Here is a 21,150-nt window from a genome sequence, read left to right as displayed (position 1 = left end):
GGCCCGAATCAGGGCCTCGTGACTGTCGGCATCAGCCTCGCCGCACACCCAGCAGCTCATCAAGCTGATGCAATGTCCCGTCATCCTTGATGACACTGGCCAACCATTCTTCCAGCGACATCTCGCCCCAGCGTGCTGCGCGTTCAGCCAGCAGTGCTACCGGACTATGAGGCTCGTTGATGCGAAAGTACTGCGCTACCTGGCGCAAAGCCTGCAAAGCATCGGTACGCGAGGCAATCGCACCAGCATGTACCGACACACCAGCGAGTGGCACACTCGTCACCGCAGGATTCACAGAATTAGTCTGTGGATGGATGTCTGGCAACATCATATGCGGTGAAATCGAATCGCCTCCAAACTGCGCCAGAACTTGCCTGATAACAGCATCACAATCGGCCAGCGCCTGGCGCAGATCTACCAGACTGGGAGCCTGCGCGCCCATATGCCGATCCAGCCACGCCTCCAGCTGGTGCAAATACTGACAGGCATTAGCGACTTCCGTAGCCAAATGCGCATAATGCTGCTGCCCACTCTCACGCACCGATTTATCAAAACACTCGTCGGAAAGCTTGCCGCCGGCAATGGCCGCCTCACGCAATTGCAGGTCGCGCAAGCCCAGATTTTTAACTTCGCGCGATGCTTGCCAGTCATTCCAGGTATAAGCACCATGCTGCACGCTGGTAAGCGGGATTTCACGGATAACGCTGGCCAGTTGCCGGTTCACCCATTCAAACTTGCCGGCGCGTGCATCCAGATCATGCGGATCGAATGCCGGATAGAGTGTTTCCCAATATTGTTCAACCAGTCCTGTCAATATCTGCAAACCAAAGCCAAGCCCTGCAAAGCCACCCTGGCGTGTCAGCGCCTCAAGATACCAGGCTGCCAGTTGCAGATCCTTGCTCTCGCACTGCAGGGCCTGCTCGCACAATTGCCGGACCCTGGACCAGTCGGCATTTTTTATTCCTGTCGCCCACTCCCCCTGATTGAGGAGTGGATCATCACAACGGCGCGCTTCGCGAATGTCGTCAAAAAACCGGGAATAGGAAATATCCTCCCCGGCGGCACTGGCTGGCGAGATCGGATGTAACAATTGCGCGCGCAATTCAGCATTCATGGCAATTTATCCATTCAAATTCAATTTTCTTGCAGGCGACAGCGCCAGCCAGGCAGCGATTTCGGCGGAAGAGGGAAACTCGACACAAAGCGCGCCGCCAGCACGAGACGCGTGCGCAATGGTGAGTGCGGACAGCAAAAACGGCAAAACACGCCCGACATGGCCAAACAACACGACACTATTGCAGGCATCATCAATCGGATGCAGATCGATACCGAAAGAAGTCAGGGCATTGCCCAAGGCGGCCAGGCGCACACCGCCACGCTCGACGCTACCGGCATGATGAACCAGCCAGCGACAGTGGGCATCAAGTGGCTTCGCGATAGCTTCCGAGCACTGGGCGCCGTAAGGCATTTCGCGCAAGCCGGCATTGATCAGTGCGCAATCAAGTACATTCAGACAACAATCCGCCAGCGCCAGCGGCCGAACGGGCACTTGCTCTGACTGGCTGTACCCACCCCGATACAGCCGGGCCAATATCGGCACATCCAGCAAGCTATCGCGCCAAGGTGCCGGAATTTGTGCGAACCATGCTTCATCATGTACTACCGTATCTCGATCCCAGTACGGGGTATAGCTATCGACCACAGGCTGCGATGTCTTCACCCGCAAGGAATCCACCTGATGCGCCAACCACGGTGCAGTCAACAACAGGGCAACAACGGCCTGACCCGGTCGCCCCAGCCAGAGTCGTGATTCTTGTGCGGTGGGATCTGACACATCGCATGGCGTATCCGGAACGCCAAACATAGCCGGGGAATCGAAACCCAGAACGATTGCCCCAGGCAACGTTGGATCGGACTCGAACAAATCGAGATAACGCTCGGTGATATGCACGGCTTCAGGCAGAAGGCGCAATGACATTGCCGGCAACTGATCCCCAACTATTGTACGTGCCACACTTTGTGCGGCATCGCGCACCCAATCCTGCCAGGACGCACCGATCTGGGCAGCAGCAGGCGGACAGATAAAAAGCGGTAGCCAGATTGCCGCAGGACATCGCTGATACACGGCCTGCAATGCCTCTTGCAGAGGTGGCACAAGCGCAGCATGCGGGTCCTGCGCTTTCGGTTCATCCTCCAGTTCCAGCAGACTCCAGTACAGTCCATCGCCCTGCGGCAAACACTGCAGAACCTGATCATCCGGCACGCGCAAACCGGTCACGGCCACGCCTCGGCAATCACAGCCCTCGCGCCGCTGCGCCATGTACGCGAGATGCGCCTGCTGCGCGGCCAACTGCGCAGCCACATGCTTTTCCTGTTCGAACGCCAAGTGTTCCGCCTCCCTGGATGCCGCGCGCCGCTTGCGCACATGGCGCCATGCGGCCACCACCAGTGTAATCAGCAAGGGCGGTACCAGATGGATAGCTATCAGCGTCAGAGGGAAATAACTTGCCAGCTCAAGCTTCAGGCCGAACCACAGCAGGCTGGCCCAGCCCAGTGTCGTCGCCATCCACGTCCCGAGATTGAACAACATGCGCGTATTTTTCCCTTCCATTCCAGCTCAATGCAGCAAGGTATACCGCACATCATCCGCATCATGATCCAGCGGCACACTCGATACCCATGCGTTGAACCCCAAGCGCACATCAGCCTCGCCATCCATGCGAGAACGATGAATATCGGATTGACACAAAATCAGCATGACATCGCACCCCAATCCATGCCCGACAGCAAAACGCATCAGGGTCGCCAAAGCCTCGCATCCGCAGCCCCCCGGAAGAAATGCCACGAATTGATTGGCACGCAAAGGTCCGACAATCAGACGCAATTTATTCTGCCGTGCCCAGATGCGTTCTCCCGAAATCGCATCGCCACCCAGGCTTGCCGCTTGCTGGCCCAGACGTGTTTGCGCATTGGCAGGGAGCGAAACCCACTCTCCCACAAACTGTTCGACCTTGATGGGCACTTCAAAATAACCGGAAAGCAAGGTAGCCAGACTGCAGGCCGAGAGCGGTTTTTGCGCCAGCAGGCCAGCAAAATACATAAAAAAGAGAGGCGATACGCCCCCGCTCCCGACGGCGATCTGCTCCGAAAGCTGCCGAATACCGATGCCAGCCAGCGCCTTGATATTATGTGCAAGCCCATCGTTGTCAGCGGACTCATAGGCAACCCAGTGCCGGTATTTGCGCCAGGCTGCATAGAACAGACTGATCGATCGATGCGAGAACAAATCAAAGAATTCATGCATGGCGCCATCACGCCAATATGCACGCCGTTCGATCAGTAATTCGGTGTAATGGCTTGGCAACGTTCCAGACGGCCCGGTCAGCCCCAAAAAGCTGACCTCCATCTCCGCCAAGACACCTTGTCCGGCCTCGCTGGCTTCACGTTCGCGCACAACAAGCACCTCACTGGGCGGAAACATCAACGAAGCCGGGGTGCGAAAACGCAAGGATGCTGGAATCAGCCTTTTCTCTCCGGGCTGACGGCAAGTCAGCCCCCACAGCCGCACGGCTTGAAAAAAACGGTAGCGGGAAGGCTCCACCCGCAACGCGACATTCAAATCACGAGTGCATCGCCCGAGCGTGGTTTCCACCGCGCGACCTCCTCTGACCGCTGCCGACTATGCAGATGCAGCCGGACAAAACTGTTGGGAGTGCAGTACAACGCAAAGAATCGTTCCAGCACACTGGCGAACAGGTAAATACCGCTACCGACAAAAAACTCCTCATCCAGGGTGAGGTCGATCTGTGTCCCGCGGACAAATCCAGAAAATGCGCCGCTCTTGATGCATGCCACCGTCGGATGACTACTGATGGCAGCAATCCCCTGGATCTGACGTACATTGGCATGGCTGTCACTGTAGTTGTAAAGCGAAAGCATTTCCTGCAAGGCCTCGCGACCACTATCTACGATCGACAGATAATTCAGCGAAAGATGCGAGATCAATCGCCATTGCAAGCCACGCTTGGTGGGAGGGCGCAGCGAAGCCGTGGGCTTGCGCAGTGCCCGAGCCCGCTTGACGATGGCATGTCCAGGCAAGCTGAAATCGGTATGGCTCCCGGCCTCGCCACCGCCAAACGGTATCTGCTCGGGCAAATCACGATTGCTGCAGGTCAGTTCCATGCTCAGCACTTCGGCATCAGGCCGCGCCGGACTGAAATCCTGCTCGACCAGACTGAGCATCACATCACGGCCCCGATCCTGCGCGCGCGTGGAGGCCTCCCGCGTGATATGCCAGTAAAAACGACTCACACCGCTACTGGCATGACTGACCGAATAAAACGGGGGTATGCGCTGCGTGATCTCATTGCTGCCTGCCCGCTCCACGCGGATCACGCTATCGATATTCACCACCTCGAATGCATGCTGCTTGCGGCTATCCGGCCAGACCGGATAGGTATCACACTGATGGGTAATCCGGATAGGCTCCCCTGCCTGGCGAAACAAGTTGATTGCCGGGGTACAGCCCAAGCGAAAATTATTCGGCCCCAACTCATCGATCAAGCGAAGATAACGTTCACCATCCCGGAAATGGTCAAACAGAATGCGGATCTCCAGCACCTGTCCGTCCAGCATCAGATCAGAATGATCCAGGCCCTGCAGATCGACAAACAGGAATTTCTCTGCGAATGCAAAGTATTCCGACAGCAACCGGTATCCGGGAAAGGACCGCGCATCATAATCAAACAGCGCTTCGTCGCAGGCAAAACCGACCGGACTGATTGCACCCGCCGGCAAGGTATGCTGCAAAACGCCATCGCCATTAAAAATCTGTACCCGCAAGCTGTGTACACAAAGCAACTCATACAACAGGGGCATCAGTTGCGGATCACCATCCAGAAAGAAACGCAACCTATCTAGCCCAAGCTGGGCCAGCGGCAGGTTACCGAGCGTGTGCAGCTTGAGCGTCAGCACCGCAGCCGCATCCTGTGCAGTTCTCTGCAGATATGAGGAACTGGACACCTGTTCAATCCGCGTCTCGATCACCGTAATCGGCCACAGGTCCACGGCATAAGCAGTCCGAAACTTGCACTGGATACCCTGGACCGCAGGTGCCAATACCGACTGATTGCGCGCAATGTGATAGCGCCCGGCAATTTCCGGCTTGCTGGCATCGGCTTCCAGTTGCAGGATGGTGCATGAAGGCAAAGGCTGGGTGTAATGCGGATACAGCACCTGCAACAGGCTCTCGGTTATTTCCGGGTATTCATCATCGAGCTTGCGATGGATACGCGAAGCCATAAAGGCAAAGCCTTCCAGCAAGCGCTCGACATGGGGATCCTCACACTGATCCCCTTCCAGCATCAGTCGTCCGGCAATTTTGGGGTAACGCCGGGCAAACTCCCCGGAAAGCTGGCGCAGATTGGCCAGCTCACGTTCGTAATAAGGTAACAACTCTTCGAGCATGCTCAAGCTGCCTTCACACGGATTTCACCGCGCTTGACCTGAATGCCGAGCTTCTTGAGCGGCCGGCCCTCGGCCATGAAGCCCAGGATTTCGTCCGAGAGTTGCGGTAGCACGGTACGGTTGATGATCGCATCGGCATCGCGCGCGCCGCTGTCCACATCCAGACAGCGCCCGGCGATCAGCTCGATCAGCTCTGCCGGGAAATCCACCTTGATGCCGTGATTGCTATGCAGGCGCTTGCCGACCTTGCCCAGTTTCAGACCAATGATCGCGCGCAGGGCGTCATCTTGAATCGGGAAGTAAGGCACGATCGAAAGGCGACCGAGGAAAGCGGACTTGAACACTTTCTGCAAGGACGGCCGCAGCAGCTCGGTAAACTCGGTCACGGTCGGCGCACGCGGTTCTTCCTCTTCGCTCGCACGCACGCCGTGCTCCATCGCCCGCATCACGATATCGGTGCCGACATTGGAAGTCAGGATGATCACCGTGTTCTTGAAGTCGACCACGCGGCCTTCCGAATCTTCCAGCGTGCCCTTGTCGAACACCTGGAAAAAGAGCTCCATCACATCCGGATGGGCTTTTTCGACTTCGTCGAGCAGCACCACGCTATACGGGCGGCGACGCACGGCCTCGGTCAGCACGCCGCCTTCGCCATAACCCACATAGCCGGGGGGCGAGCCCTTCAGGCCCGAGACGCTATGCGACTCCTGGTATTCAGACATATTGATGGTGACAAGATTGCGATCGCCACCATAGAGCGCATCGGCGAGCGCCAGTGCGGTTTCGGTCTTTCCCACGCCCGACGGCCCGACCAAGAGGAACACGCCCTTGGGCTTGGATGGGTCTTCCAGGCTCGCCTTGGAAATGCGAATGCGCTCGGCAATTTCCGCCAGCGCATGCGATTGCCCGATCACGCGCTCCTCCAACAAAGCCTGCAGATTGCGCACGGTTTCGAGTTCGTCCGCCACCATGCGGCCCAGCGGAATGCCGGTCCAGCCCGAAATAATGTCGGCCACCGTGCCGCCATCCACGCATTCGTACAGCAGCGGCTGGGTCTTTTGCATCGCGCGCAGTTCGGCTTGCGCGGCGTGCAGACGTTCGCGCACCTGCACAAGCGGATCGTCCGCCTTCTTGCGCTTCTTGCCGCCCTCTTCGTGATCAGCCGCGTCTTGCAAGGTCAGCACTTCACCGCGCAGCGCGGTGATTTCTTCGACCTTGGCTTTTTGCGCTTCATAGGCGACATGCAGGGTCGCAAGATCCTGTTCCAATTCAGTTTTACGCGTGGCGAGTTCGTTCAGGCGCGCATCGTGGCGGTACGCTTCGCCATCCTTGGCCAGCGCTGTACATTCGCGCTCGATATTGGCGAGCAGGGTTTCGATGTCTTCAATCGGGCCGGGCTTGCCGGCTTGCGACAAGGCTACGCGCGCACATGCGGTATCGAGCACGCTGATACCCTTATCCGGCAGTTGGCGACCAATGATGTAGCGGCTGGAAAGCTTGGCCGCATCGACCACAGCCTCATCCAGAATGCGCACGCCGTGATGTTTTTCCATGGCCGGCGCGACCGCGCGCAGCATCTGGATCGCCGATTCCAGATCGGGCTCTTCAACCTTGATCACCTGAAAGCGACGCGCCAGCGCGGCGTCTTTTTCAAAATACTTTTTGTATTCGGCCCAGGTCGTCGCCGCAATCGTGCGCAACTCGCCGCGCGCCAGCGCGGGTTTCAAGAGATTGGCCGCATCGTTCTGGCCGGCCTGCCCGCCCGCGCCGATCATGGTGTGCGCTTCGTCGATAAACAGAATGATCGGGGTCAGGCTGGCTTTGACTTCGTCGATCACGCCGCGCAGACGGTTTTCGAACTCGCCCTTCACGCTGGCGCCCGCCTGCAACAGGCCCAGATCCAGCGTGCGCAGCACCACATTCTTCAGCACTTGCGGCACCGTGCCCTCGGCAATGCGCAGCGCCAGACCTTCGACCACCGCGGTTTTGCCCACGCCCGGCTCGCCGGTCAGGATCGGGTTGTTCTGGCGGCGACGTAGTAGGATGTCGATCATCTGGCGGATTTCGGCATCGCGGCCCAGCACCGGATCGATCTTGCCCGAGCACGCCTGCGCGGTCAGGTCGATCGTGTAGGCATCGAGCGAAGGCGTGCGGTTCGGGCCGCGCGCCACCGGCGCGGCCTCGGCCGCTTCCTGCGGCATCGGGCTCGCCGGCGCATTGCCTTCGCGCGACTGGCGCAGGAAAGCCGGCAGCGCCTTCTGCAATTCAGCGGCTTCAATGCCGCGCAGCAAAACGCCGGCCTTGCCCAGCGTCTCCAACAGTTCCTCATTGGCGATCAAGGCGAGCAGCAGCACGCCGCTGCTGATCTGGTTCTGCTTGAGCTGCGCGCTGGCCAAGAGCCACGCCTGCTCCAGCCACTTGGGCAACTGGCGCGACAGCACCGGCGTGCGCGTATTGCCCGATTTGAAACCGGCGAGAGCGGCATTGAGCTCATCAGCAAAAGCATCGGCATCCACGCCAAACGCATGCAGCACCGCCACGCAATCGCTGTCGTCGCGATCGAGCAGGCACAGCAGCACATGTTCGACATCCACTTCGTGGTGCGTGCGGGTCAGCGCCAGATTCGCCGCGGCTTCCAGGCTGCGCCTTGAAAGCGGGGTCAGTTGGGAAATCAGGGTTTTGAGCATCCGTGTCATCAATCGTTACCCAGTAGAAAACTCACCCTCGACCAGTCGTGCTTGTTGAGGAAATCAGTACGGCACCACAACTGGTCTTGTGCCCAGCGAAAGCGACGGGAATGCCATCGATCAGCACATCCGGATCACCTTCAACAATCACACAGTTGTGATGTCCCGCTATCGGACATGTACACCGATCCCCCAATCGTGCCACTGGCTTGCCATGTACCGAGACATGAGAACTGGCACTGACCACTGTGCCGCCATGGCTGGTTGGGTCACCCAAAAGGATCACGCCGCGCATTTCTCTCCCTTGCTCATGACATAAACGCCTCATTGGTTTTCTGTGCCAACCAAGCCATCAATCGCAGATCGGTAAAGATCATCTGCAACATCACTATGGCCGATGCAAATACCAAATTGCCGTGCCGTATTTCCAACAGCGATCATCCGATCTGACTGTGCCTTCTTCGAAGTGCCCGTGGCTGGATTCACTTTTATTTTCAATGTGAATCACGAACCTGATAGGCATTGGATGACAACTGCAATGCCGCATCAAACGATACGGCTGGCCGGCCGGGATGCACGCGCAGCACAGCATCCACACGAAAATGCAATTGACGCTCGTACTCCTGCGGCACTTCCAATGTCACTCGAACGCGTCCAAGACGGGACTCGTGGCGTTCAATCGCCTCCCGTACCTTATCGCGGAGAAAATTACGGTCATCCGGATCAAGCAAACAGATACTGCTGACATCCAGAATGCCGAAATTGATAACGGAACAACGGGCCAGTGCGCAGTTTTCGAAAAGCGCCTCACCATGACCCAAACGCGTATTGAGCAGGCATTCCAGATCGCGGGCGACACTTTGCTTGTACATGCGCAGGTCGAGCCGTGGCACGTCAGCCTCAACCGGATCATGCAGGCTGTCATCCATCAAACGATCCAGCAACGATGGCACCATGATATTGGCTTGGCGATATCGAATCATGGCTTGTACACCACCGCCGATGCGATGCGCATGCCGGGAAGGGTTTGCGCTGCATGCTGAGTCAACGCATCGATCTTATTCCCCAGCATCCAGTGATATGACAGGTACACCACGACCAGCACGATCGCCAGCAGGGCAAAAAACAGCCACAGGGGTAGTTCGTTCTTCACATATTGCTGAAAGCGCTGTGGCAATTTCCAGTTGGGGCAAAAATCGGCATATCCACCTCTTGCCTGCTGAATTTCCTGCCCCAGGCGGTGTTGCAGATAGGCCAGCCGGTCATGTCCTTCCAGCAGATATTTGCCTTGAAAGCCCAGGAGCAAACAACTGTAAAACACTTCAAGCGCCTCAATATGCTTGGCAGGATCGAAGCGCAGTTGTTCCAATCGTTCGAAAAAACCTTCTCCGGCCAAATGTTCGCCAAACAAACGCAGCTGCAAGGGTGCGCGTTCCCATTCTTCACGCAGCGGAAAATTGGAGGCGAGCACAATTTCATCCATCAGGGCACAAAATGCGTATTTCGCCTGCTCTATGGCATCAGTAGACTTGCCAAAATTGCGGGCATTACGTTCAAACATGGCCAGATATTGATCAATGCATCGATTGAACTGCATCGCACTCTTCGGAGCATTGCCGTCACGCAGCATAAACAGGAGATAAATCCCATCCTCCAGCAAATCACGCAAACTGGGGGGGCGAGGCGTATCTATCAGCCGGGTGGCCATGGGTTGTGCAGCAAGCGTGGCGGTTGTCATGGGAGCCTCAACGGAACACGGCGATTAATTCAAGTTTCAATTCGGCCAGCGCCTGCGGCACATAAATGCAGATACTGCGTGCCTTTTGCATGCGTTCAAAAATCTGTCCGTGCGGATCAAAGGAAAAATAGTGATTCCCAACGCGCACAGGAATTGCCACAGGGGTTTGTGCTGCATGAATCAAGCGCACCCCAGGCAATGCCGAGTTGAGTATTTTTTCTACATCATCCGGTGCCCCCACCTTCAGCTTGAACGGGATTTCTTCAATGATCTGCGCCAACGGCATCTCGCTTTGTACCGAGAGGTAGTAGTCGACGTTTTCAATCAGACGCTCGCTTTCCAGCATGCCAACATGAAAAGAGGGTTTGGGCGTGGAAAGTGGAATCACAACATAACGTGCCGAGATCACCGTTCCCAAGAGCTCTCGGATCAGTTCGTCCAGCCGCACCAATACCAACGTTAAATCGTCATGCCGATAAAGCGGGATATCGGCCAGACTGTGCGACGACGAAAAGGTGATTAACTCAGCAGCCATCTGCGCCAAGCTCAAATATAGGGCTTCAGATATAGCATCGGGCTGATGCAGAAAGTGATTCAGCAATGGAAAATTGCGATTGACCGTATGTTGCAGCCAGAAAGATGCCACATCACTGGTGCCATACTCCATGACCTTTCCGGAGCGCTCGCGATGCATGGCACCCAGACTTTGGCTTTTTACCAGCAGGATATCCAGCAAACGCCGTATCAGCAGATGAACCGCTTGAGAGCCGGCCAGTGTGCGCAAGGGTGGAATGAACGCTTCATCCAACAGCCAGTTACCCATGGCATCTTTGGCAATTCTGGCAATGGCAACACAGTAATAGCCATCGCGGTTTTCCTCCTCCAGCATCAAGCGCGTCTGAGCGCGCAGCACCGTGACATCCGAGTCAATTGCGCATGTATACAGATCAGTCACTACGGCGCGTTCACTCACAAATCGGGTCGGTCGCGAAACTTCCTGGCCAGACTCCCGAGTATTGCAGCCAAAAGCATTCAGCAACGGCAGGCAGGCGTAGACCCGCGTTTTATTGCCCAGCTGGGGTAACTCATTCAGATGGCGAGCCTGAGGCAGTGGCTCGGATGTGGGCGCATCCACAGCAAAACCATCCTGAAAAACGAGCGAAAGCACATCAACTCGCAAAATGCCGTTTTTAAGGGCCTGGTTATCCATCGCCACGCGGCGTACCCCCCAGGTATGCATGGGCAAGCCTTGTGCTAGCGATTGCTCAAAAAACAATGCTTGTTGTTGAAAATGCTGAGGGCGTAAAAACATGCCTTCGCCCCACAGCACTCTTTGTGCCTGAATCACGTACTGTTCCTTGCTGAATAATCGGGACATCAACGAAAAAACTATCTGCCGTGGCGGGGATGAGCCATCGGACGAGCCTGCCCACCGGGCATCGAAGGGCAGATCCCACTGGGTTGTGGGGGCTGCCCCGGAAGCAATAACAAATCTGGTTTGATGACTTGCAGATAGCAGTCGCTCAGTTTTAGGGTTAGTCCGTCTTTTCGAACCTGTCGCGCATCTACCAGCACGCGCCAGTAATGCGGATCCGGATGGCGCATAAATGCCACAGCACCGACATAGCGGGTTTCCTGGTGCAGATTGTCCTGAATATCCACTCGTCCTCCCGGCACCACGACCAATTCGCGCAGCGCAACCAGATCCGAACCGAGAAGTTCATTTTCCTGTCGCCCAGACGCCAGAAAATCAAAAGTGAGCGCCGCAAATGACTTCTCTGATTTGAGCTGATAAGTCCTTACCACCAGAGAAAGCGAATTGCCGATTTCATCCTGATTCATGCGGGCGTCTGCTATAGCACTCACTTGAACATTGATAGGGCCAGAACTTGTGCATGCCACCAAAAACAGGAGAGGCAGCACATGCAAAGCAACTTTGCGCAACAACTTGCACACGACACACCCCCAATAACTTACTAATCTCATATTCGCTTAAATTTATTTATACGAATAAAGTAAGCAATGAGAAATCTAAACAAAAGACACTAGCCAGTCAAGGCAAATTTTACTTTATAACACGTTGCAAAATACACCAATCTTATTTTAAACTTACTTAATTAACAATGTCAGACCAAGAAACAATGATGGTCGTTTGCCAACTCACGCCGTGTGTTGACCGAGTGATAACGCAAGCACCGGGGCAGCCGACAGTCAAGCAGGTCATTAGTAGACACCATCTCCATGCGAGCAGGCCGCAATCACAATGGATGAATTTTTATATGTTTTTGTCAGGATTAGACGACATCCTCGTCGTGATTGTGCTGTTACTGAACGTGCTGCTGAGCTGGATTTGCTTGCAAGCCATTCGCTCGGCACGGCATTGCGCTGAGCTGCAAGTACTCAAAGAAAATGAAGCTGCGCCACAAAAGGCGTTAACAAAAGTTTGGGCATCTGCCTACACCCAATACATCCGGGAAAGCTGGAATTGGTGGTTGATACCCCTGTCCATTCCCGCCCTGCTGACGACGGGGATTTATTTCGCACAAATCAATGCAAATCAACATGACGCAGCGCAACTGGAAATTCATGAGTTAGCTGGGCAGCAACGCGTCCGCCAGATGCTGGCAGAAGAAAAACTGGCCCCACCACCATCGCTGCCACCGATGCTATTCACCTCGACGGGTAACACTGACTTGCCCAGTGCAAATCGCGACTGGGGGAAGTTGGATTTCGACTTCGCCCAGCGGGTGTTGCAACTTTTTTCCAGGATGGAAAAACGTGGTTATCCGCTGGCGCTGCTGGAGGGGTATCGCAGCGCAGAGCGACAAGACATTTTGGCAAGCCGCGGTAATCACATTACCCGGGTCAGCGGCAATCAAAGCAAACATCAATTTGGATTGGCGGTTGACGTTGCGCCGCTGCACGATGGGAGACTGATCATCCAGAACCAGGACGAATGGGCCAATGAAGCCTATCGCACACTCGGCCAGGAAGCAGAGCTGCTTGGCATGACATGGGGAGGGCGCTGGTCATTTCGGGATTATGGTCATGTGGAAATGAGCGGCTCTCTCGCCACGCTAATTAAAACTCGAACCGCCCGCAACAGCACTCACCACTAAATCTGGCACAACGGAGATCGAAAAGATGTCGAAATGGCTGCGCGATCCAAAGATTGCGTCAACGCTGGGGTTTCTGATCCTGATCCTATTGATCTGGTTCATGGGTCAATTGCTGGGCCTTGAATCACGCGAGTCTCGCTTAACCTGCATTTTTGGCGTCATGATGCTTTGGGTCGCGAGCCTTCTGCTGCACGAATATCTATCCCGGCATGCCAGTGGTTTATTGGAAAAACTATTGCTGCGACAAGCCGATGATGCGGTCATGGCAGCGGGAGATCGGCGCGCGGAGGTCGCATTACTGCGTCAACGATTACTTTCAGCTATCGACACGCTGAAAACCTCGCGCATCGGCAAGATCCGCGGCAAAGCAGCATTGTACGAATTACCCTGGTACATGATTATTGGCCACCCGGCAGCCGGCAAAAGCTCGGCCATCCTGCAATCGGGGCTTTCTTTTCCAATCAACGAAAAAAATGGCATCCAGGGGATAGGCGGTACACGCAACTGCGACTGGTTTTTCTCGACGGAAGGTGTACTGCTAGACACAGCGGGGCGATACGCCACACAAAGCGAGGATCGCGGTGAATGGCTGGGTTTTCTGAAATTGCTCAAGAAATACCGCGCCAAGGCACCCGTTAACGGCATTCTGGTAACCATCAGTCTCCCGGAATTAATGCAGTACAAAAATGAAAGTTTCTCCATCTACACCCGCCAGATTCGTGAGCGAATTTACGAAATCGAAGACAATTTTGGAGTGCAGGTTCCGATCTATCTTCTGTTCACCAAGGCCGATCTACTGAGCGGATTCAGCCAGTATTTCGAGGATATGCCAGAAGCAGAGCGCACCAAGCCTTGGGGCGCGACCCTTACCCACGATCAGGGAACGGGTTTCAACCTGACTCAGGTTATCCATCAGCAGATGGAAACGCTCTATAAAGGGTTGGTACAGCGTGGCGAAGAAAAACAGGCTACTCGTCTTGGCAGCTCACAGAATCGCCCGGCACATTTCGCTTTCCCGATCGAATTCCATGCACTCAAGGAAGCGATTGCACGTTTTGCTGAACTCCTGCATGAGGATGACCCTTATCACAGTCGCCCCCTGATTCGTGGTTTTTACTTTACTAGCGCACTGCAAGAGGGAACTCCGCGTATCGGTGCAGGGAATCGCATCGCCGCGCAGTTCGATCTTTCGCGTGCGGGGTTTGAATCCGGTCCGCCAGTATCCTCATACAGTTATTTTTTGCGTGACTTGTTCCGGGAGGTGATTTTCCCTGACCAGCACCTGATCATGCGACAGACAAAACCTGCCACCGCACGAATCCGGCTGGTTTCCATCCTGACCGGTTTGCTGTTCTTGCTGGGCTTGAGCGGGGGACTGACCTGGTCCTACCTGGGTAATCAACGTCTGATTGCTGCGGCGTCAGAAGAACTGCACACCGCGGGAATACCGGCAAGCAACAGTACGCTGCATGACCAGCTCATGCGCCTGCAGGTTCTGCAATTGCGCATTGAGCAACTGTATCGCTACCGCAAAGGAAACCACCCTTGGGAAATTGGCCTCGGACTATACCGCGGACAAGCCATCGAACAGACACTGCGCAAGGAATACTTTGCTGGCGTACGCAAACTCATGCTCGAGCCGGTTCAAGCGCATCTGGAAGCAACGCTGCTGGCAAGTACCCCAAAAAAAGCAGCGGCAACTCCCCCCCATTTACCCACACCCTCCCTGCCCCGACCTTCGCGCCACTCCCAAGAGCGAGATGAACTGCCAAGCATCGACCTGAGCAGTTATCGACCGGCACGTGGACCTGTACCCATGCGTGCCACGGCAGCGACAGCTGGATCAAGCATCGCACCCGATAACATCGACCTGCAGGAAAAGCAATACAACTCACTCAAAACCTATTTAATGCTGGCTGATCCTGCCCACATGGAAGCCACGCACTTGGCTGATCAGTTACCACGCCATTGGCGCGGCTGGCTAGAAAGCCATAGCGGAGGGCAACCGGCTGCCGGCGTCAATCTCCTGGCTGAGCGACTGGTCGGGTTTTATATCTCCCAGATTGATGAGCCGGATCTCCCTCTGATCACCACAGATAAAAATGTGATCAACCAGGCACGAGAAGTTTTGCAGAACTCCCGCACCCGGATGAGTGCACATGAACGTGTGTACAACGAGCTCAAGGCACGTGCCAATACGCAATTTACACCGCTCACCATCGGCAGAATTCTGGAGGGTAAAAATGCAGGGGTACTCACCAGTAGCAACATGATCGCAGGTGCCTTTACCCGTGAAGCTTGGGAAAAATATTTCCGGAAGGCGATCCAGGATGCGAGCCACGGGGAAATCAAGGGGGATGACTGGGTACTGGGTGGATCAATCCAGGACAATCTCGGCAAGAACGGAGATATAACAAACAATCAGCTTGAACTGGAAAAGCTGTATCGCAACGAGTACGCCGCAGAATGGAAACGATTTTTGCTTGGATTGTCAGTTCCTGAATATACCAACCCGGAAAGCGCAGCACAGTCGTTGAGGATACTTTCCGATCGAAGCAACTCTCCGATCCGTATCGTTCTGGCGCGCATTGCATGCGAAACATCATGGGATAACCCCAGCGAAATATCCCGCTCAATTGAGAATGCCAAAGTCAGCGTCCTGCAAAAAACTGAACAGCTACTGGCCACATCACACGTAGATACCAAGTTGGCAACCCATCAATATGGTTCGCTCGGCAGCCAATTTGCCTGGAGCCATGATTGGACACCTGACCCAACAGGATCGCACCCGTTATTGCAAGGCTATCTGGATATCCTCGGAAAATTGCACACGCGATTAGGTCAGATCGCCAGTGCCGACCAACCTGGCATGCAATCACGTCAATTGATGCAGGCCACTTTCAACGGTTCCGGCTCCGAACTCTCCGAGGCCTTGCAATACATCGATACCACCTTGCTTGCGGGGCTTTCGGAGGACGCTCGAAATACGGTACGTCCACTATTGGTTCGCCCGCTGATTCACGCCTTCTCAGCGTTGATCGCACCGGTTGAACAGGCACTGAACGATGCATGGAGACATGATGTTCTGACATCCTGGGCCAGTCTTTCCAGCAAGTATCCGTTTGCCGACAGTGCCAATGAAGCCACGATGGCCGATATTGTGAAATTCCTCAAACCAGAAGAAGGGATTCTGGCCAAATTCGTTAATAAACACCTCGATGGTCTGGTGGTCCGCAAAGGAGATCTCCTGATTGCGCGCAGTTGGGCCGACAAGAGCATCCACTTCTCGCCAGGATTTCTATCCGGCATCAACCGGCTTTCCGGGTTGGGTTCCACCTTGCTGCCGGAAAATGATATTTCCCGGTTTGAACTGCAACCCATCCCCAGCCCGGGTATGAGTGAAATCCTGATCGAAATTGATGGCCAGATCATGCGATACCGCAATGGACCGCAAATCTGGACACCCTTCAACTGGCCTGGCAACAGCGGAGCGGCTCTGGGCGCACGCATTCAGGTGGTTTACTTCAATGGAACCACCTTAACGGTACACAACTTCAATGGACGCCTGGGCTTGATGCGTCTTTTGACCCACGGCCACATCGAAAATACCACCGCGACTTCCAGCCAGATCGAATGGCCCATCCCGCAAGAGAACAAAACGAATATGACCGATCGAATTCGTGTCAATTTCCGGGTGGTCAGCGGCAATAACCCCGTGTTGCTCGGCGGCCTGCGCAAGCAAAACCTCCCTGCCAAAGTTACATTTTGAAAGGGATACCAGACATGGCATTGATACAGGGCCGCAGCCTGGAAAGCATCGCAACTTACACCATTTTTGGCAAATTACCTGGACGGAGTGATTTTCTCTACATCAATGCCACCCATCCGATCGCTCGCGAATTTGACAACATACTGGCACAAAGCCTGGATGCAGTCTCATCCACACCAGGTTGGGAGGAAAACTATGATCATGCCGGCCCGTGTGATTTTTTCTTTGTTTCCCAAGATCTCCATCATGCCTTCATCGGCGCAATGCATCCCAGTCGAGACAGTGCTGGCCGCCGCTATCCCTTAGTAGCCGGCATCATTACCCCGAGTGAATCCATCAGCGAGTTCATGCCTTATTTGCCGCTGGTCTATGAGCTCTTCTTTACTGGGCTGCGTGAACAATTGATTAGCGGAATCGATAATTCGGTGGAAATGCTGGCATGTCGGCATTTTCTTGAAACACAACTTGGAAACAGTCGGCATGCCAGTGCCGATCTGGATCTTGCGCAAGAATTACTGACACGCTTTCACCAATATCAACCTGCAACCAGCCTGGAAGCACTCTTTGAGCAACGTGGCAATCGTGGATTGCTTGAGCGTGCGTTGATCAATATCGGTTTTTCACTGGAGTTAAGCAAACGTTTCAACGCGCCGAGCACGCAACAACAGATTTCGCTGCCCCTGCCTGGCGACACGGCCGTAGATGCTTTCTACAGTGCCACCTGGCTGATGATCTATATGCAGTTTTCCCACCATCTGCGTGGCGACGCCCTATCCGGATATTTCATCTCGCACCGCAATGGCGTCTCGCGCCTCACCATCGTCCCGGACCGGATACCGTCGCGCCTCACCCATGCACTTCAAGGTGCAGCGCCTGATCCGCTCACCGTACTGGATTTGGACACACCCAATCCACCATGGGCAACACATCGCCTGTATGCCGAGGCCAGCTATCTGCTTGGCCGCGAATTGCTTGATCCACAGGCCAACATACGCCGAGTGATCGAGTTCACCGCACAGCTGGCGGAAAAAATCGGGAACAGCTGACCCTCACCCCCACCATTTCACCCCACTACAGACAGGTCAAAATATGTCTAGCGAAAGTACCCAGAAAAAACTCAGCCGCATCCGCCCGCCTCGCGTCCAGATCACTTATGACGTCGAAATCGGCGATGCCATCGAAACCAAGGAGTTGCCTTTCGTGCTTGGAGTGATGGGCGATTACAGCGGGCACAGCAAGGAGGCATTACCAAAGCTCAAGGAACGTAAATTCATCCAAATCGATCGCGATAACTTCGATGACGTACTCAAAGGCATGAGCCCTCGCCTGGCAATGCGCGTGGATAACACGCTGTCGAAAGAGGCCGGCAATCAGCTCTCGATTGAGCTCAACTTCCAGAAGCTTGAAGACTTTGAACCACAAAACGTAGTAAATCAGGTTGCCCCCTTGCGTCAGTTGCTGGCAGCCCGCACCAGGCTGGCAGATCTGCGCAACAAGATGGTGGCTAATGACAAGCTGGAAAGCCTGCTGGATGAAATTCTGCGTGACACACAGAAACTGCACGAAATCGGCACTCAACCCAGCGACAAGGAGTAACTCATGACAGCCTCCGCATTGATCCATGCAAACGTCAACGCCATGCTCACCGAAACCAGCCTGCTCGACAGCATCATTGAGCAAAGCAAGGTCGCCACCAATGAGCAGGAAAAAATCTACACAAGGGATCTGATCGAAGAACTGGTCAGTCAAGTGCTCGCAGGCAGTGTTACGGTATCGCGAGATTTAACCGCCAGCATCGATGCCCGCATTGCGGAACTGGATGAACTGATTTCCACCCAACTCAATGCAATCATGCACCACCCTGATTTCCAGAAGTTGGAGGCATCCTGGCGTGGACTGAAATACCTTACAGATCAGTCGGAAACAAGTACTCAGTTAAAAATCAAGGTGCTGAATGCCAGTAAAAAAGATCTGGTCAAAGATTTCAAAGCGTCGTCAGAATTCGATCAAAGTGCCTTGTTCAAGAAAATCTATGAAGAGGAATATGGCTCTTTCGGTGGCGCCCCCTATGCCGGTCTGATCGGAGATTACGAATTCACGCGTCACCCGGAAGATTTTTTCCTGATAGAAGAGCTTTCACATGTAGCCGCTTCGGCACATGCCCCGCTGATTACAGCTGCCGGCCCACAACTATTTGGTCTTGAGAGTTTTACCAATATTGGCAAGCCACGCGATCTGTCGAAAATATTCGACACTGTCGAATATGCCAAATGGAAATCTTTTCGCGAATCAGAAGATGCACGTTACGTTGGCCTGCTGCTCCCTCATGTCCTGGGCCGCCTGCCCTATGGAGCCAAGACAGTTCCAGTGGAAGCGTTTCAATTTGAGGAAGACGTCAATGGTGCAGATCACTGCAAATATCTCTGGACCAATGCAGCCTATGCCTTTGGTGCCCGCATGACGGGAGCATTCTCCGAATATGGCTGGCTCGCAGCGATTCGTGGCGTCGAGGGTGGTGGGCTTGTTGAAGCGCTGCCAACGCATACGTTCACCACCGATGCAGGTGAAGTCGCACTCAAGTGCCCAACCGAAGTCGCCATCACCGATCGCAACGAAAAACTGTTGTCTGACCTGGGTTTCATCTCGCTGGTGCATTGTAAGAATACTGATTACGCAGCCTTCTTTAGCGGCCAATCTGTTCAAAAGCCCAAAAGCTACAACACCGATGCAGCCAACGCCAATGCACGGCTCTCCACCCAACTCCCTTACATCTTTGCCGTATCGCGTATCGCGCATTACATGAAATCCATCATGCGCGACAAGATCGGTAGTTTTGCCTCACGTCAGAACGTTCAGGACTTTCTCAACACCTGGCTAGCCCAGTATGTACTGCTCGATGACTCAGCCAGCCAAGAAGCCAAGGCAAAGTACCCACTACGAGAAGCCCGCGTTGATGTCGTGGAAGTAGCCGGGCGTCCCGGTGTTTACCGTGCTGCCGCATTTTTGCGTCCACATTTCCAGCTCGACGAGCTAACCATTTCGCTGCGGCTCGTCGCCGAGTTGCCGAAACCGACTCGCTAACAACAAACCGCTGCGAGTTCCACATCCACCTGAATTTTCTCTATTGGGAGATTAGCAATATGGCATTTGACGCATTTCTGAAAATTGACGGTATCCCCGGCGAAAGCACGGATGACAAACACAAGGACTGGATTGAAATTCTCTCGTTTCAGCATGGGATGGAGCAGCCCGCATCTGCGACGGCCAGCTCAGTAGGTGGCGCCACCGCCGAGCGCGTCAACCACGCCACTTTTGATATTTACCACTTGCTCGACAAAGCCAGCCCGAAAATTTACGAGGCTTGCTGCACCGGGAAACATATCAAGGAAGTCGTGATCGAATTTTGTCGTTCAGGTGGCGACAAGCTCAAATACATGGAAGTAAAACTCGAACAGGTCCTGATTTCCCGAGTCGGAACCAGCGGCGCAGCCTCTGATGATGGATTTCCTGGTGAAACCGTTAGCTTCAGTTACGGCAAGATCAAGTGGACCTATACCCAGCAAAAACGTGCCGATGGTGCAGGAGGAGGCAACATCAGTGCTGGCTGGGATTTGACAGCGAACAAGCCGATCGCCTAGATCTTGATCAATGACAGCATGCCAGCCCCGCGCTGGCATGTTCGTGACAACACTCATACTCCATCAGGAGAACTGCATGAAAAGTATAAAAGTGACTGGTTTATTATTACTTGCCACCGTTACTTTGCTAACAGGGTGTGAAACCGTACCAACGACAGATGAATTGACAGGGCAAGCAGAGGACGTAGTCCAGAAAAAGATCAGCGATACCATTGTGAACAAGAGCAGCAACAATCCCCCCCAAAGAAGTGAAACGGTCACCCCCGCCCAAAGCGTGATAATGCCACTGCAGCCCATTACGATGACCATTTCGTTCACCAAGATGAGTGCCAAGCTCGACAAAATGGCGCAACAACAACTTGAACAGATGCTGCCATTATTAAAAACTGGAGATAAAGTCACTATTACCGGCTATTGTGACCGGAGTGCTATAAAAAATGCAACGCGTGCCGCCAAAGCGCGGGCACTCACCGTCAAAGAGGAATTGGTCAGACTTGGTATTGACGTGAATAAGATCAGTATTGCAAATGTCACGAATGAGGCGCGCCATGTCGCGACAATTTCCAGTGAAATTGGGGGGAAATAATTTCCATTTAATTTCTGCCTGGCAATTATTGACCTGTCGGGTGCACAAAGCAAAACCCCCAGCCTTTTGAGCTGGGGGTTTTTAAGGGGAGTCTGGCGATGACCTACTTTCACACAGGCAATCTGCACTATCATCGGCGCTGAGGCG

The 21,150-nt window shown here is 54.4% G+C and carries 17 protein-coding genes; 7 read left to right on the top strand and 10 right to left on the bottom strand.

The window, feature by feature from the left end; all coding sequences use genetic code 11:
• Nucleotides 1-31: 31 nt before the first annotated feature.
• The 10 genes from tssA to tssJ form a co-directional block, all read right to left on the bottom strand.
• Entirely contained in the window at nt 32-1,114 is a 1,083-nt protein-coding gene (tssA, locus tag AC0KVQ_RS12460) for a type VI secretion system protein TssA (RefSeq protein WP_473421486.1), read from the bottom strand.
• Between the two features lie 6 nt (nt 1,115-1,120).
• Complete coding sequence (locus AC0KVQ_RS12455; protein WP_473421485.1) at nt 1,121-2,590, bottom strand: hypothetical protein; 1,470 nt, start codon at nt 2,588-2,590, stop codon at nt 1,121-1,123.
• A 27-nt stretch (nt 2,591-2,617) separates the two neighbouring features.
• Complete coding sequence (gene tssG / locus AC0KVQ_RS12450) at nt 2,618-3,601, bottom strand: type VI secretion system baseplate subunit TssG (protein ID WP_473421511.1); 984 nt, start codon at nt 3,599-3,601, stop codon at nt 2,618-2,620.
• 14 nt (nt 3,602-3,615) lie between these two features.
• Complete coding sequence (tssF, locus tag AC0KVQ_RS12445) at nt 3,616-5,466, bottom strand: type VI secretion system baseplate subunit TssF (protein WP_473421484.1); 1,851 nt, start codon at nt 5,464-5,466, stop codon at nt 3,616-3,618.
• Between the two features lie 2 nt (nt 5,467-5,468).
• Nucleotides 5,469-8,162, bottom strand: coding sequence for a type VI secretion system ATPase TssH (tssH, locus tag AC0KVQ_RS12440; RefSeq protein WP_473421483.1), 2,694 nt, complete (start codon nt 8,160-8,162; stop codon nt 5,469-5,471).
• A 22-nt stretch (nt 8,163-8,184) separates the two neighbouring features.
• Nucleotides 8,185-8,448: a PAAR domain-containing protein gene (locus AC0KVQ_RS12435; protein WP_473421482.1), complete on the bottom strand. Its 264-nt coding sequence runs from the start codon at nt 8,446-8,448 to the stop codon at nt 8,185-8,187.
• 199 nt (nt 8,449-8,647) lie between these two features.
• The gene (gene tssE, locus AC0KVQ_RS12430) at nt 8,648-9,136 is read right to left on the bottom strand and encodes a type VI secretion system baseplate subunit TssE (RefSeq protein ID WP_473421481.1); all 489 of its coding nucleotides are present in this window, start codon (nt 9,134-9,136) and stop codon (nt 8,648-8,650) included.
• Complete coding sequence (icmH, locus tag AC0KVQ_RS12425) at nt 9,133-9,861, bottom strand: type IVB secretion system protein IcmH/DotU (protein WP_473421480.1); 729 nt, start codon at nt 9,859-9,861, stop codon at nt 9,133-9,135. Before icmH ends, tssE begins: the two co-directional genes overlap by 4 nt.
• A gap of 37 nt (nt 9,862-9,898) precedes the next feature.
• Nucleotides 9,899-11,269: a type VI secretion system baseplate subunit TssK gene (gene tssK, locus AC0KVQ_RS12420; protein ID WP_473421479.1), complete on the bottom strand. Its 1,371-nt coding sequence runs from the start codon at nt 11,267-11,269 to the stop codon at nt 9,899-9,901.
• Nucleotides 11,270-11,280: 11 nt separating this feature from the next.
• Entirely contained in the window at nt 11,281-11,877 is a 597-nt protein-coding gene (gene tssJ, locus AC0KVQ_RS12415) for a type VI secretion system lipoprotein TssJ (RefSeq protein WP_473421478.1), read from the bottom strand.
• 281 nt (nt 11,878-12,158) lie between these two features.
• On the opposite strand from tssJ, the gene AC0KVQ_RS12410 reads away from it, so the two are divergent.
• From AC0KVQ_RS12410 to AC0KVQ_RS12380, 7 genes are all read left to right on the top strand, one after another.
• A complete protein-coding gene (locus AC0KVQ_RS12410) occupies nt 12,159-13,010 on the top strand; it encodes a M15 family metallopeptidase (RefSeq protein ID WP_473421477.1) in 852 nt (283 codons plus the stop codon).
• 25 nt (nt 13,011-13,035) lie between these two features.
• Nucleotides 13,036-16,779: a type VI secretion system membrane subunit TssM gene (gene tssM / locus AC0KVQ_RS12405; protein WP_473421476.1), complete on the top strand. Its 3,744-nt coding sequence runs from the start codon at nt 13,036-13,038 to the stop codon at nt 16,777-16,779.
• Between the two features lie 14 nt (nt 16,780-16,793).
• Nucleotides 16,794-17,825: a type VI secretion system-associated protein TagF gene (tagF, locus tag AC0KVQ_RS12400; protein WP_473421475.1), complete on the top strand. Its 1,032-nt coding sequence runs from the start codon at nt 16,794-16,796 to the stop codon at nt 17,823-17,825.
• Nucleotides 17,826-17,868: 43 nt separating this feature from the next.
• Nucleotides 17,869-18,375: a type VI secretion system contractile sheath small subunit gene (tssB, locus tag AC0KVQ_RS12395; RefSeq protein ID WP_473421474.1), complete on the top strand. Its 507-nt coding sequence runs from the start codon at nt 17,869-17,871 to the stop codon at nt 18,373-18,375.
• Between the two features lie 3 nt (nt 18,376-18,378).
• Nucleotides 18,379-19,860: a type VI secretion system contractile sheath large subunit gene (gene tssC / locus AC0KVQ_RS12390; protein ID WP_473421473.1), complete on the top strand. Its 1,482-nt coding sequence runs from the start codon at nt 18,379-18,381 to the stop codon at nt 19,858-19,860.
• 59 nt (nt 19,861-19,919) lie between these two features.
• Entirely contained in the window at nt 19,920-20,417 is a 498-nt protein-coding gene (locus AC0KVQ_RS12385; protein ID WP_473421472.1) for an Hcp family type VI secretion system effector, read from the top strand.
• A gap of 76 nt (nt 20,418-20,493) precedes the next feature.
• Complete coding sequence (locus AC0KVQ_RS12380) at nt 20,494-21,003, top strand: OmpA family protein (RefSeq protein WP_473421471.1); 510 nt, start codon at nt 20,494-20,496, stop codon at nt 21,001-21,003.
• Nucleotides 21,004-21,150 lie beyond the last annotated feature (147 nt).

The sequence above is a fragment of the Formivibrio sp. oc-25 genome (assembly GCF_055810895.1).
Note: the sequence above shows the minus strand (reverse complement) of the source record. Positions and strands in the feature narration are given on the sequence as shown.